Here is a 13,487-nt window from a genome sequence, read left to right on the forward strand (position 1 = left end):
TGCCTTGATCCGCTTTACCATTCAGTTCGGAGACCGTATCTCCGCCAACTGAAGTCCGACCCGTTTACACAAAAATTCGGACACGCCCTTTCTTCGCGCTGGCCCTTGCTTGCACCCGGGTGCAAGCTGCGGCCCATCGACTCGAACTCATCCCGATTGCACTTCAACGCGCCTGCGTAGAGATCGTGAGCACGCTCTTAGCGCCGACAATGGCAGGCAACACCTCCAGTATCTTTATCCCGTGACCTCTGCCCTCACCGCTCCCGCCCCAGTCACCCACTACGAGAACTTCCCCGTGGCCTCATGGCTGTGCCCGCCCCGGTTGCGCGCGCCGATTGCCGCGCTCTACCACTTTGCGCGCACGGCCGACGATCTGGCCGACGAGGGCGAGGCCTGTGCACAAGAGCGCCTGCAGCGGCTTGCGGCCTACCGGTCCGACCTCATGGCCCTGGGCAGCGAGCAGGAATTTCCCATGCTGGCGCGCACCGACTGGCCCCAGGTGTTCGGGCCGCTGGCCACCCAGGTGCGCGCCCACGGCCTGCCGCTGCCTCTGATGGACGATCTGCTCAGCGCCTTCATCCAGGACGTGCACAAGACCGAGGCCGCGCAAGCCTATGCGGACCGCGCCGAGCTGCTCGACTACTGCCGCCGCTCGGCCAACCCCGTGGGCCGGCTGCTGCTGCATCTATACGGCGTGCAGGACGCGCTGTCGCTGGCCCGCAGCGATGCCATCTGCACGGCCTTGCAGCTCATCAACTTCTGGCAGGACCTCTCGGAGGACTTGCCACGCGGGCGCCACTACCTGAACGATGCCGACTGCGCCAGGCACGGCATCGCGCGCGCCGACCTGCGCCCCGAACCCAGCGCCCTCACCCCCGCGCTGCGCGGCCTGCTGGCCGAACAGGCCGCCTGGGCCCGCGCCCTCATGGACCAGGGCGCGCCCCTGGTCCATGCCCTGCCCGGGCGCGCGGGCTGGGAGCTGCGCCTGGTCGTGCAGGGCGGGCTGCGCATTCTGGACAAGATCGATGCACTGCAGGGCGCCAGCCTCCACCAGCGCCCCACGCTGGGCAAGGCCGATGCACCCCGCATGCTGTGGCGGGCGCTGTGGATGAGAAGGCAGCCCGCAGACTGACTCCTAAAAAAAGAGCTGTTAGCGCAACCCAGCTCTTGATTTCAGCTATGTTTTCATCAAAATCCTAGAAGGGTCGCTTGCAAGCAGCTCTGCTTTGCATAGCATCCAGCCTGAACCATGCTGCCTCCTGCATTCTGGATATCCCATGGACGCAATCTGCGCCAGGCATTCCATAATCAAAAACGAGAGCAGCTTTCATTCGAGGATTTCCCTTTGCAGACCCCCATACTCAGCCTGGCCGACATCGAGGCCTACGAACAGGCCCTTCCCCTTTCCGCACGCATTGCCGACACCATCCACCAGGCCTTTGTGCGCACCGCCCAGCGCCACGGCAAGCGCCCGGCGCTGTCCATGGTGCTCAGCGCCAGCCCCGACGAAACACCTCTGACCCTGAACTACGAGCAGCTGCTGGGCGCCATCACCCAGACGGCCAATGCCTTCGCCGACCTGGCCGGGCCCGGTGCCGGCATCGCCTATCTGCTGCCCAATCTGCCGCAAACCCATATGACGCTGTGGGGCGCAGCCACAAGCGGGCATGCGGTGCCGCTCAACCCCCTGCTGCAGACCGAGCACCTGGTCGCCCTGCTCGAAGCCGCCGAGGCCCGGGTGCTGGTCGGCGGCGGTCCGGCCATGGCTGCCCCGCTGTGGGAGAAATGCCTGGCCATACAGGCCGCCATGCCCCAGCTGAAACTGGTCGCCGTGGACCTGCCCGGCCAGCCCGCGCCCGCAGGCGCGCTGAGCTTCGACGCCCTGCGCAAGGCCCAGCCCGCGGACCAGCTCATGTTCGACAGCGGCAAGGGCCCGGACGCCCTGGCCTCCTACTTCCACACCGGCGGAACCACGGGCGTGCCCAAGCTCGTCGCCCATACCCAGCGCAACGAGCTCACGGCCGCGCTGGGCGCTGCCGCGCTCATGAACCTCGACGAGGAGGATGCGATCGCCAACGGCCTGCCGCTATTCCATGTGGCCAGCGCCATGGCCTGCTCGCTGTCGGCCTTTCTGACGGGCGCCCACGTGCTCATCCTCTCGCCCCAGGGCCTGCGCAACCCGGAGATGATCCGCGGCTACTGGTCCATCGTGCAGCGCATGGGCGTGACGATTGCGGGCGCCGTGCCCACCTCGCTGGCCCCCATCCTCGATGCCGGCCCCGTGCCCGAGCTGCCGCATCTGCGCTGCTGCATCACGGGCTCGGCGCCCACGCCGCGCGCCCTGGCCGAGCGCTTTGCGCGCGAGACCCGCAAGCCCCTGTATGAAGTCCTGGGCATGACCGAGTCGGGCGGCGTCACCGCCATCGACCCGCTGGGCGGCGAGCCCAGTTTCTGCTCCGTGGGCTTTCGCATCCCCTACTCCGAGCTGCGCGTGCGCCGCCCCCTGCCCGGCGGCGGCCTGGGCCCGGACTGCGCGCCCGGCGAAGTCGGCCATCTGTTCGTGCGCGGCCCCTCGGTCTCGCCGGGCTACAAGAATGCGGCCCAGAACGCAGGCACCTTCGTCGACGGCGGTCTGGATTCGGGCGATCTCGCCTACCTGGACGAGCAGGGCAAGCTCTTCATCGCGGGCCGCTCCAAGGACGTGATCATCCGCAGCGGCCACAACATCGACCCCGGCATGATCGAGGAAGCCATGACCCGCCACCCGGACGTGGCCTATGCGGCCGCCGTCTCCCAGCCCGACGGCTATGCGGGCGAGCTGCCCGTGTGCTATGTAAGCCTGGCCCCGGGCGCGCGCGCCGATGCCCCGGCCCTGCAGGCGTTGCAGGAGCACGCCCAGCAGCACATTGCCGAGCGCCCGGCCTGGCCGCGCCACATCTACGTGCTGCCCCAGTTGCCCATGACCAGCGTGGGCAAGATCTTCAAGCCCGCGCTGCGCGAGGATGCGGCCTGCCGCCTGCTCGAACCCCAGCTGCGGCAAAGCCTGGGCGAGCTGCTCGCCGGCATCGACGCCAAGGAAGGCGGCAAGCGCGGCCTGCGCGTGACCGTGAGCCTGAGCCGCGAGGATGCGGCCGCGCGCCAGGCGGCCCAGGACATTCTGGCGTCGCACACCTTCGAGCACGCCATCGTGGTCCAGGGCTGATTCCAGCCTGCACCGCTCCCGGCCTGCTATGCAAACCAGAGCTGGTAGCGCTTGTCCTGTCTAGAATTTCAATAAAACCCTATGAAATTTGAGGTCAGGCAAGCGCAAGCAGCTACGATTTTTGCAGATCAGCCTCCGGGCTTTTTCTGCGCCATGGCAGCCATGGGACAATCTGCGCCCATATGAATCCGGATCAGTATGTGCAGGAGAAAGCTGCGGCCTCGGGCAGCAGCTTTTATTACGCCTTTTTGTTCTTGCCGCGCGAGCGCCGCGCGGCGATCACGGCCTTCTACGCCTTTTGCCGCGAAGTGGACGACGTGGTGGACGAGACCTCGGACCCCGGCGTGGCCGCCACCAAGCTCGCCTGGTGGCAGGGCGAGGTGCACAAGGGCTTTGCAGGCCAGCCCAGCCATCCGGTCATGCAGGCCCTGGCACCGCATATCGCCAGCTACGGCATCCAGGAGCAGCACCTGCAGGCCGTGATCGAAGGCTGCCGCATGGACCTCGAGCAGACCCGCTACCTGGACTTCGCAGGACTGGAGCGCTACTGCCACCTCGTGGCCGGCGTGGTCGGCGAAGTCGCGGCACGCATCTTCGGCCAGACCGATGCAGCCACCACGGCCTATGCCCACAAAATGGGCCTGGCCTTCCAGCTCACGAACATCATCCGCGACGTGGGCGAGGACGCGATGCGCGGACGCATCTATCTGCCCATCAGCGAGCTGCAGCAGTTCGACGTCAAGGCCCACGAGATCAACAAGCGCGAGTACTCCGAGCGCTTCACGGACCTGATGCGCTTTCAGGCCCGGCGCGCCCATGGCCTCTACAACGAGGCCCTGGCCCTGCTGCCCGCAGCCGACCGCCGCGCGCAAAAGCCCGGCCTCATGATGGCCAGCATCTACCGCACCCTGCTGCGCGAGATCGAGGCCGAGAACTTCCAGGTGCTGCACCAGCGCATCAGCCTGCCGCCACTGCGCAAGTTCTGGCTCGCATGGAAGATGCAGGCGCTGGGGCGCATGGCGGTATGAGAACAGCCGCCATCATCGGCGGCGGCTGGGCCGGTTTTGCGGCTGCGCTCACGCTTGCGCGCAGCGGCTGGAGCGTGGTGCTGCACGAGGCCGGGCGCGAGCCCGGCGGGCGCGCGCGCGGCATGGAGCTGGCGCTGCCCGACGGCACGGGCCACCGCGTGGACAACGGCCAGCACATTCTGATCGGTGCCTACACCAGCAGCCTGGAGCTGATGCGCAGCGTGGGCGTGGACCCCGAGCAGGCCCTGCTGCGCAAGCCCTTGACGCTGCGCTATGCCGACGGCAGCGGCCTGGGCTTTCCCGACTGGCCCGCACCGCTGGATGCGCTGGCCGGCATCGCCTGCGCACGCGGCTGGAGCGCTGGCCAGCGCCTGGCCCTGCTGACGCGTGCCGCACGCTGGCGATTCGCAGGCTTTGAGTGCGAAGAGAGCACCACCGTGGCCCAGCTATGCAACGGCCTGCCCCAGCGCCTTCTCGATGAATTCATAGATCCGCTGTGCATTTCGGCGCTCAACACGCCCATGCAGGAAGCCAGCGCCAGCGTGTTCCTGCGCGTGCTGCGCGATGCGCTGTTCAGCGGCCGGGGCGGCTCGCACTTCCTGGTTCCGCGCAGCGATCTCGGCACCCTGTTCCCGATTCCCGCAGCCCGCTGGCTTGCGCAACACGGCCAGCGCGTACAGCTTGGCAGCCGCGTCATCGAGATCATCCCCCAGGGCGAGCAATGGGCCTTGGCCACGGCGGCCGGCCACGCGCCCGAACAGTTCGACGCCGTTCTCCTCGCCTGCCCCGCGCCCGAGGCCGCACGCCTGGCCCTGAGCGCCGCCGGCCATGCCAGCCTGCCCGCGCGCGAGGGCATCGCCTTTGAGCGCTGGGCCGCCAAGGCCCAGGCCCTGGAGCACCGGCCGATTGCCACGGTCTATGCCTGGGCCCGGCAGGGCGAGCACCCGGCACGCCTCGCCCTGCCCTGGCTGGCCTTGCGCAATACGCAGCAGGCGCCGGCCCAGTTCGTATTCGACCATGGACAGCTGGGCGGCCCGCCGGGCCTGATGGCCTTCGTGATCAGCCACAGCCAGGCAGACAAGACGCCATTGCAGGCCCAGGTCCTGGCCCAGGCCGAGCAGCAACTGGGGCTGAAGCTCACGGCACTGCGCAGCGTGATCGACAAGCGCGCCACCTTTGCCTGCACGCCTGCACTCAGCCGCCCGGCGCCGGAGCTCGGCCACGGCCTCTGGGCCTGCGGCGACTATGTGCAAGGGCCTTATCCCGCGACCATCGAAGGGGCCGTACGCAGCGGCATACAGACCGCGCAGGCCCTGTGCCTGCCGCAATGACCGGGGCAAGCTGCAGCCCATCGACTCGAACTCATCCCGATTGAGCCCCAACGCGCCTGCGTAGAGATCGTGAACACGCTCTTACATCTTGAGGATTTTTCCATCCATCAATCGGGGCCTGGCCGATTTTTGCGGATTGAACATTCACTACAATGAGCGGCCGGCACTCGAATGCCGTCACCCAGCACCCTCTAATTCACAACACCGGCTGCCAATGCTGCCAGCGCGGATGTTGGGCAACAAACGCCCGAATCGGTTGATTTTTCAGCCGGTTCGGGCTTTTTTTTTCGCCCCTGAGCCTGATCGATTGCCTGTTGAGCGACCCGCCACAGGTCCGGGCCACGCCTGCATGCAGGCGCTTGCGCAGAGCGCCGGCCCGGCCTTTTTGAGCCACCACTTCTTGAGGAGCCGCGAGATGAGACATGGAGATATTTCCAGCAGCAATGACTGCGTAGGCGTTGCCGTGGTCAACTACCAGATGCCGCGCCTGCATACCAAGGCCGAGGTGCTGGAGAATGCGCGCCGCATCGGCGACATGCTGGTGGGCATGAAACGCGGCCTGCCCGGCATGGATCTGGTGATCTTTCCCGAGTACTCGACGCACGGCATCATGTACGACGCCAAGGAAATGTACGAGACCGCCTCGGAGATTCCCGGCGAGGAGACCGAGATCTTTGCCGCCGCCTGCCGCAAGGCAAACGTCTGGGGTGTGTTCTCGCTCACGGGCGAACGCCACGAGGAACACCCCCACAAGGCGCCCTACAACACGCTGATCCTCATGAACAACCAGGGCGAGATCGTGCAGAAGTACCGCAAGATCATGCCCTGGGTGCCCATCGAGGGCTGGTACCCGGGCGACTGCACCTATGTGAGCGAAGGCCCCAAGGGCCTGAAGATCAGCCTCATCATCTGCGACGACGGCAACTACCCCGAGATCTGGCGCGACTGCGCGATGCGCGGCGCCGAGCTCATCGTGCGCTGCCAGGGCTATATGTACCCGGCCAAGGAGCAGCAGATCCTGGTCTCCAAGGCCATGGCCTTCATGAACAACTGCTATGTGGCCGTGGCCAATGCGGCCGGCTTCGACGGCGTCTACTCCTACTTCGGCCACTCGGCCATCATCGGCTTCGACGGCCGCACCCTGGGCGAGACCGGCGAGGAGAGCATGGGCATCCAGTACGCCGAGCTGTCCAAGCACCTGATACGCGATGCGCGCAAGAACGCCCAGTCGCAAAACCATTTGTTCAAGCTCGTGCACCGTGGTTATACGGGCACCATCAACTCCGGCGACAGCCCGCGCGGCGTGGCCGAGTGCCCCTACAGCTTCTACAGCCAGTGGATCAACGACCCCGAGGGTACGCGCGAGATGGTGGAGTCATTCACGCGCGCCACCATGGGCACACCCGAGTGCCCCATGGAGGGCATTCCCAACGAGGCCGTCCAGCATCGCTGATACGGCCGGCCATCCGATGGGATCGCCGCACGGGTCGCGGCAGTCCATGCCGTGGCGCGCCTGGCTGGGTCTCGCAAGAAAACCCGACGATTGAAGACAGGGCCGCAGACAGCGGCTCCAGCCCTGGCTGCCCGGCTCCGCCTGGAGCCGGGACTTCCCTCCCGGTTTGCCAGAAGGATTCGACATGCTAGGTCTGGCCCTGTTCTTCATCGGAGTCGTTCTCATGGTCAATGGCGTGGGCCTGATGGGCCACATCGACAGGCGAGAGTCGGCCATTCTCAACCTGCTGGTGGGCCTGCTGGCCTTGCTGATCAGCGTCATCGGCATCTGGTGGGCCAGAGAGGCGGCGGACTTCTCGGCTGTGGCCGGTGGCCTGCTGTTCGCATTCACCTACCTCTACCTGGCTGCGGTGCAGTGGTGGGGACTCAAGGGCACGGGCCTGGGCTGGTATTGCCTGTTTGTGGCCGTCAGTGCCCTGATCTTTGCAGCCGCGGCCGCAGACATACGGCTGATCGCCATGTGGCTGCTCTGGACCAGCCTCTGGTTTCTGTTCTTCCTGACCCTGGCCCTGAACAAATCGCCGCGCTTTCTGCCCCTCTACACGATCTTCGTGGGCATCGTGAGCTGTTGGATTCCAGGCACGCTCATGCTGCTGGGCAAATGGTGACCTTCATGGACATTCACACGAACTCTTTCATGCAAAAAATGCAGAACCCGGCAAATTCTTCGGACGCGGACCCGCTGGCCGCCTACAGGATCGAGCAACAGCCCTACTACCAGCCCTGGGGCAACGAGATCGCGCTCTACCACCATGCCTACCAGAGCCGGCTGCCGCTGCTGCTCAAGGGACCCACGGGCTGCGGCAAGACCCGCTTCGTGGAATACATGGCCTGGATGCTCAAGCGCCCCTTGATCACCCTGGCCTGCAACGAGGACATGACGGCCTCGGACCTCGTGGGCCGCTATCTGCTCGACGCCGGGGGCACGGCCTGGCATGACGGCCCGCTGACCCTGGCCGTGCGCCATGGCGGCATCTGCTATCTGGACGAGGTCGTCGAGGCACGCCAGGACACCACCGTGGTCATCCATCCGCTGACCGATGCACGCCGCATCCTGCCGCTGGACAAGAAGGGCGAGCTGGTCCATGCCCACCCCGACTTCCAGCTGGTGATCTCCTACAACCCCGGCTACCAAAGCCACGTCAAGGATCTCAAGACCTCGACCCGTCAACGCTTTGCGGCCCTGGAATTCGACTACCCCCTGCCCGAGCTCGAAGCCGGCATCGTGACCCGGGAGACCGATATCTCTCATGCGCTGGCCCGCCAGCTGGTCAGCCTCGCGCAAAGCACGCGGGCGCTCAAGAACCGGGGTCTGGACGAAGGCGCCTCCACGCGCATGCTGATCTACGCAGGCCTGCTGCTGCGCGAAGGGGTCTCGGTGCACGACAGCTGCGAGATGACGATCACCCGTGCCCTGACCGACGACCCCGACACGGCCCTGGCCCTGAGCCAGCTGGTGGAGGCGCACTTCGGCCCGCGCACGCTCACCACCAGCGCCTGAACATGGAACGTCCATTCACGCTGGACCAGGATCAGCAGCACTACCACAGCCTGAGCCTGCTGGCCCAGGGCCTGGCTCACGCCTGGGTCGATGTGCTGCCGCTCACCCTGGCCGAGCAGCCCGTCCCGGCCTCCTTGTTCGGAGCCGCGCCCAGCGGCCCGCCACGCGCCGTGCTCACGACCGGCACCTGGGAGGATGGAGCCACACCGCAGGCCGCACCGCCGCGCTACCGCCTGCTGCTGCCACCGCTGCCAAAGGTGTGCCGCCAACAACGCCTGTCCCAGCACCAGGCCATGGTGGCCCATGCAGTGGCCCATGTGCGGCACTCGCCTGCGGCCCAGCCTGCGGCAGGACTCACGTCCATGGGCCTGGCCGTGGTTTCGGCCGTGGAAGATGCGCGCGTCGAGCTGCTTTTGATCGCTGAGTTTCCGGGGCTGCGTCCCTGGTTCGAACAGGCCCTGGCGGCTGCGCCGGCACTCGACGACCTGGGCTTCACGGCCTTCATGGCACGGCTGGACAGAGTCTTGCTGCTGCCCGGCAGCGAAGACCGGGGCCACTGGCCGAACAAGGCACGCCAACTGTTCCAGCAGGCACTCCAAAAGCATGGCCTGCAGGACTATGCGGCCTTCAGGGCCCTGGCCTCCATACTCGCCAATGACCTGGGCCAGGCACGCGTGCGCATGCCCCAGGACTATGCGCCGCCCAGCCCCTGCAGGGACGACAACAGCTATCTGTGGCGCCATGCCAAGTCCGATGCCGAGCAGGCCCTGGCCCTTCCCCAGGCGCAGCAACGCCAGCGCCCTGCCACCCGCCAGGCCTTGCCGGCGCCACCCCCTGCCGATCTTGAGCTGGGGCGCTTCAGCTACCCCGAATGGAACCATGTGACCGAGCGCCTGCGCCCTGACTGGTGCACGGTCATAGAAAAGCTGCCTGCCTGGCCCCTGCCTGCAACCGCAGACAGGCGCAAACCTGCAGCCCCCCGGCTTGCGCCCTGGCTGCTGCCGCGCGCCCGGCAGCTGGACCGGCGCCAGAAGCTGCGCCGCCAATGGGAGGGCGAGGACATCGACCTGCACGCGGCCATCGACGTGCTGGTCCACCAGCGGCTGGGGCTACAGCCCGAACCCCGGCTGTTTCTGCGCCCCGGCAAGGCCCCCCGCCCCACGAGCCTGCTGGTGCTGCTCGACGTTTCCGAGTCCGTGAACGACGCCAGCAGCGCCACGCCCCAAGGCGTCAGCCTGCTGGAGATCGAGAAACAGGCCGCCCTGCTGCTGGCTCACTCGCCCCTGCAGGGAGCGAACCGGCTGGCGATCCACGCGTTCTGCTCCAACACCCGGGCCCAGGTCTTCTACTACCGCCTGCTGGACTTCGGCCAGCCCTGCAGCGACAGCACCAGCGCCCTGCTCGACAGCCTGGCCGCGCGCTACTCCACACGCCTGGGCGCGGCCCTGCGCCATGCGAACAGTTGCCTGCAGGAGCAGCCCTGGGGCCAGCGCAGCGTGCTGGTCATCACCGATGGCCAGCCCTCGGACATCGACGTGCACGAACCGCGCTACCTGATCGAAGACGCGCGCCGCGCCGTGCTGGAAGCCCGCAGCACGGGCACGCGCATGGCCTGCCTCAGCGTGGACGCCGGGGCCGACGACTATGTGCGCCACATCTTTGGCTGGCGCAATTTCAGCATTGCCCAGGAGCCTGGGCAGTTGCCCGCGCGGCTGATGCAAATGGCAATAAGACTTGCGACATGATTCCTCACTTCGGGCTGAACCAGGGCCCCTGGCCCGCATAGTGCGGCCTGCCCATCAACCGAACCCTCTGGTCTGCTTTGGAATATGCAAATGGAAAAGCACCCAGCTCCCGGCCTGCCGCAGCCGCAAGACGCACCCTGGCCGGCCAGCTCCCGAACGGCCCCGGCCGGCAAGGCCTGGTTCAGCCAGGCCAGCCCGCTCAGAGTCTGTGTCATGCATCCCGACGATGAGCGAAGCCGCCTGCTGATCCAGCAGCTGCAGTACCTGGGCTGCCAGGTCCAGGCCCTGTGGCCCCCACGGCAGCAATTGCCCCTGGCTACCGAAGTGGTGTTTCTGGCCATGCACCCCCAGACCCTGCCCCAGCACCTGGGCTGGGCCCATGCCGAGCAAGCCCCGGCCCTGATTGCCATGCCCGGAGAGGAAAACGCCAGCGCGCTGTCCGGCATGCTGGCGCTCAAGGCGCTGGCCGTGCTGCCCGCAGCGGCCAGCGCCTTCGAACTGCTCTCCTGCCTGCTCGTGGCCTGCGAGACGCACAAACAGGCCCGCAAGCAGCAGGCCCGCATCGACAGGCTGCAGGCCAAGCTCCTGGGCCAGCGCCACGTCATCGAAGCCAAGAAGGTCTTGATGCACAGCCTGCAGATCGATGAGGGCCAGGCCTATGAGCTGATCCGCGAACAGGCCATGCGCAAACGCTGCACCGTGGAGAGCATGGCCGAGACCATTGTCAGCGCCAGCGTGCTGCTGTCACCAGCGGCCCAGGCCGCAAGATCGGCCAGGGCCGAATAGAACGCTGCAACTCGCCCTGTGCAAGGCCTGCCCGGCCCCGGCAGGATCGTTTGCATTCGAGAGCGGGCATCGCAAATACCATGGACCCTCCAAGCACTGTGCTGCCATTTGTAAAACCCGTAGATTTTTCACAAGCCAAAGGCTATGAGTTTGTGAGCGTATAGTGCAGGCACAGCCTGCGCTGGCAGCGTACTGAACAAGTGAATGGGCTGGCTTCCAAGAAGGCCATTCCCTGTTTTTCATACGAGGGTTCATGCATATTTCTTCTCCACTCTCCGACACCGACCTGGCCGACGGCCTGGCCGCCCTCCACTACCAATCACATAACGGTCTGGTCTTGCAACCCAACTCGAATCGCCTGGCCTACGCAGACCCGGAGTTCATGTTCCGCCGCGAAACCCGCGGCATACGCATGCAGCTGGAGCTGCTCAAGCCCGACCTGGCCCAGATCGAGCGCGGCATAGAGCACACCATCGTGGTCTATGGCAGCGCACGCTTTGTGGATCTGGAACAGGCCCAGGCCCAGCTGGAGGCCGCCCGCGCCAGCGGCGACGCCCAGCAGCTGGCCCTGGCCGAGCGCTCCATGCGCAACGCCCAGCGCTACGAACAGGCGCGCGCCTTCACGCGCATCGTGGCCAGCGAGAGCATGGAGCGTGATCTCAGCGAGCGCATGTACATCTGCACGGGCGGCGGCCCGGGCATCATGGAGGCCGCCAACCGCGGCGCCCACGATGCGGGTGCCCCCAACATCGGCCTGAACATCGAGCTGCCGCACGAGCAAAACGGCAACCGCTTCATCACGCCCGATCTGAGCTTCAAGTTCCACTACTTTGCGCTGCGCAAGATGCACTTCATGATGCGCGCCAAGGCCCTGGTGGTCTTTCCCGGCGGCTTTGGCACCATGGACGAGCTGTTCGAGGTGCTGACCCTGGTGCAGACCAACAAGGCCAGGCCCGTGCCCGTGATCCTGTTCGGCACGGACTTCTGGAAGCGCCTGATCAACTTCGAGGTGCTCATCGAGGAAGGCACGATCTCGCCCAAGGACTTGCAGCTGTTCCGCTACACCGACGATCCTGCCGAGGCCTGGGCGTTGATCAAGGAATACCACGCCACGGGTTGGTAAAAATAGATAGCTGCTAGCGCCTGTCACTACTGGATTTCAGATGGTTTTCGACCTGAAATCCTTTACTGGCCAGCGCTAGCAGCTTCTTTTTTTGTAGACAGTCCCAGCCTCCAGGCCGGCTTGAGGCAGCTGCCCATGCCCGCGCCCATGATCCAGAACAGCGAGGCCACGCCGATCAGCGAGCCCACGGCCCCCGAGAGCACGGGCATGGCCACGCTGGAGGCGTTGATCAGCATCAGCCTCAGGCCCAGGGCCTCGCCATGGCGGTGCTCGGGTGTGATCTGGTGCAGCATGCTCATCACCATGGGCTGTACCGAGCCCAGCGAAAACCCCAGCAGCATCGAGCAAATGCCCATGGTCCAGGCCGAGTCCATGAGCGGATAGGCCGCAAACACGCAGGCCGAGACCAGCATCGCGCCCGCCACCACCGCGCCCTCGCGCAAACGCTCCGCGACCAGGGGCATGAGCAGGCGGATCACCGTGGCGGCCACCGCAAACACCCCGAGCAGCGTGCCTATGACCGAGGCGCTGATGCCTTTTTCATGGCCCAGCAGCGGCAGCACAAAGGTGTGCACGTCCCAGCTTGCGGACTGCAGCCAGTTCACGAGCAGCAGTTGGCGAAAGCCGCGCTCGCGCAGCAGATCCCAGGCCTGAGCCTTGGGGCCGCCGGCAGGCGCGCGCACGGGCGGCAGCTCCTGCGTGCTGCGCACCCAGCTCCAGGCCAGCACCGGCGCCAGGGCCAGCAGCACAAAGGCCATGCGAAAGCCCATGGTGCTTTCCTCGCCGCCGAAGTTCGCATAGTCGATGAGCAGACCCGTGAGAAACGGGCCCAGGAAGTTGGAGACCGCCGGGCCTATGGCCAGCCAGCTGAAGACCTTCTTGAGCGCCAGCGCATCATGGGCAATGCGTCCCGCATGGCGCTGCACGGCAATCACCACCATGCCGCTGGCCCCGCCCGTGAGCAGGGCCGCCACGCACAGCGCCGGATAGCTGGGCAGCAGCAGGGCCAGGCCCGAGCCGCCGCTGGCCGCGAGCATGGCCAGGAAGAAGGGCTTGCGAAAGCCTGCACGATCCGCATAGCGGCCTGCGGGCAGGGCCATGAAGACCTGGGTCAGCGCAAACAAGGCCAGCAAAAAGCCCACGGCCACCGCGCTATGGCCTTGCTTTAGCGCCAGCAGCGGCGCCGCCAGGCGCATGCCGGCCATGGTGGCGTGCACGCAGACCTGGGCGGTGATGAGTTTGAGCAGCGCCAGGTTCAC

The 13,487-nt window shown here is 66.4% G+C and carries 12 protein-coding genes; 10 read left to right on the plus strand and 2 right to left on the minus strand.

Annotated features, from left to right (window positions below; all coding sequences use genetic code 11):
• Nucleotides 1-241: 241 nt before the first annotated feature.
• From hpnC to hpnE, 4 genes are all read left to right on the plus strand, one after another.
• A complete protein-coding gene (hpnC, locus tag G486_RS0106545; protein WP_027014821.1) occupies nucleotides 242-1,132 on the plus strand; it encodes a squalene synthase HpnC in 891 nt (296 codons plus the stop codon).
• Between the two features lie 213 nt (nucleotides 1,133-1,345).
• Nucleotides 1,346-3,202, plus strand: coding sequence for an AMP-binding protein (locus G486_RS21670; RefSeq protein WP_034386884.1), 1,857 nt, complete (start codon nucleotides 1,346-1,348; stop codon nucleotides 3,200-3,202).
• A 182-nt stretch (nucleotides 3,203-3,384) separates the two neighbouring features.
• Nucleotides 3,385-4,230, plus strand: coding sequence for a presqualene diphosphate synthase HpnD (gene hpnD, locus G486_RS0106555; protein WP_027014822.1), 846 nt, complete (start codon nucleotides 3,385-3,387; stop codon nucleotides 4,228-4,230).
• Nucleotides 4,227-5,561, plus strand: coding sequence for a hydroxysqualene dehydroxylase HpnE (gene hpnE / locus G486_RS0106560; RefSeq protein WP_027014823.1), 1,335 nt, complete (start codon nucleotides 4,227-4,229; stop codon nucleotides 5,559-5,561). Before hpnD ends, hpnE begins: the two co-directional genes overlap by 4 nt.
• Before the next feature lie 196 nt (nucleotides 5,562-5,757).
• Here the strand turns inward: hpnE and G486_RS23955 are convergent, their stop codons facing one another.
• On the minus strand, nucleotides 5,758-5,985 hold the full coding sequence (locus G486_RS23955; protein ID WP_156919932.1) for a hypothetical protein: 228 nt from the start codon (nucleotides 5,983-5,985) through the stop codon (nucleotides 5,758-5,760).
• Here G486_RS23955 and G486_RS0106565 point away from each other — a divergent pair.
• The 6 genes from G486_RS0106565 to G486_RS0106590 all read left to right on the plus strand — a co-directional run bounded on the left by G486_RS0106565 (nucleotide 5,977) and on the right by G486_RS0106590 (nucleotide 12,228).
• Nucleotides 5,977-7,014: an aliphatic amidase gene (locus tag G486_RS0106565; RefSeq protein WP_027014824.1), complete on the plus strand. Its 1,038-nt coding sequence runs from the start codon at nucleotides 5,977-5,979 to the stop codon at nucleotides 7,012-7,014. The two genes, G486_RS23955 and G486_RS0106565, sit on opposite strands and share 9 nt — an antisense overlap.
• Nucleotides 7,015-7,198: 184 nt before the next feature.
• A complete protein-coding gene (locus tag G486_RS0106570; RefSeq protein WP_027014825.1) occupies nucleotides 7,199-7,681 on the plus strand; it encodes an AmiS/UreI family transporter in 483 nt (160 codons plus the stop codon).
• Nucleotides 7,682-7,719: 38 nt separating this feature from the next.
• Nucleotides 7,720-8,574, plus strand: coding sequence for a CbbQ/NirQ/NorQ/GpvN family protein (locus G486_RS0106575; RefSeq protein WP_027014826.1), 855 nt, complete (start codon nucleotides 7,720-7,722; stop codon nucleotides 8,572-8,574).
• A gap of 2 nt (nucleotides 8,575-8,576) precedes the next feature.
• Nucleotides 8,577-10,319, plus strand: a complete 1,743-nt coding sequence (locus G486_RS0106580) for a nitric oxide reductase activation protein NorD (RefSeq protein WP_034386839.1) — start codon at nucleotides 8,577-8,579, stop codon at nucleotides 10,317-10,319.
• Between the two features lie 90 nt (nucleotides 10,320-10,409).
• Nucleotides 10,410-11,105 carry an ANTAR domain-containing response regulator gene (locus G486_RS21675; RefSeq protein ID WP_051303233.1) on the plus strand — a complete coding sequence of 232 codons (696 nt, stop codon included), beginning with the start codon at nucleotides 10,410-10,412 and terminating at the stop codon, nucleotides 11,103-11,105.
• Between the two features lie 253 nt (nucleotides 11,106-11,358).
• Nucleotides 11,359-12,228 (plus strand): LOG family protein, encoded by an 870-nt coding sequence (locus G486_RS0106590; protein ID WP_027014828.1) that lies wholly within the window; start codon nucleotides 11,359-11,361, stop codon nucleotides 12,226-12,228.
• Nucleotides 12,229-12,290: 62 nt separating this feature from the next.
• Here G486_RS0106590 and G486_RS0106595 read toward each other — a convergent pair whose 3' ends face one another.
• Complete coding sequence (locus G486_RS0106595) at nucleotides 12,291-13,487, minus strand: MFS transporter (RefSeq protein ID WP_027014829.1); 1,197 nt, start codon at nucleotides 13,485-13,487, stop codon at nucleotides 12,291-12,293.

Source organism: Comamonas composti DSM 21721, assembly GCF_000429845.1.
In the GTDB taxonomy this organism is placed as follows: domain Bacteria; phylum Pseudomonadota; class Gammaproteobacteria; order Burkholderiales; family Burkholderiaceae_C; genus Comamonas; species Comamonas composti.

What these genes read in the sequence shown, in the direction of transcription:
- hpnE (WP_027014823.1), top strand. Translation starts at nt 4,227, where the DNA reads ATGAGAACAGCCGCCATCATCGGCGGCGGCTGGGCCGGTTTTGCGGCT.
- G486_RS23955 (WP_156919932.1), bottom strand. Translation starts at nt 5,985, where the DNA reads ATGTCTCATCTCGCGGCTCCTCAAGAAGTGGTGGCTCAAAAAGGCCGG.
- G486_RS0106570 (WP_027014825.1), top strand. Translation starts at nt 7,199, where the DNA reads ATGCTAGGTCTGGCCCTGTTCTTCATCGGAGTCGTTCTCATGGTCAAT.
- G486_RS0106590 (WP_027014828.1), top strand. Translation starts at nt 11,359, where the DNA reads ATGCATATTTCTTCTCCACTCTCCGACACCGACCTGGCCGACGGCCTG.
- hpnD (WP_027014822.1), top strand. Translation starts at nt 3,385, where the DNA reads ATGAATCCGGATCAGTATGTGCAGGAGAAAGCTGCGGCCTCGGGCAGC.
- G486_RS0106565 (WP_027014824.1), top strand. Translation starts at nt 5,977, where the DNA reads ATGAGACATGGAGATATTTCCAGCAGCAATGACTGCGTAGGCGTTGCC.
- G486_RS21675 (WP_051303233.1), top strand. Translation starts at nt 10,410, where the DNA reads ATGGAAAAGCACCCAGCTCCCGGCCTGCCGCAGCCGCAAGACGCACCC.
- G486_RS0106575 (WP_027014826.1), top strand. Translation starts at nt 7,720, where the DNA reads ATGCAGAACCCGGCAAATTCTTCGGACGCGGACCCGCTGGCCGCCTAC.
- G486_RS0106580 (WP_034386839.1), top strand. Translation starts at nt 8,577, where the DNA reads ATGGAACGTCCATTCACGCTGGACCAGGATCAGCAGCACTACCACAGC.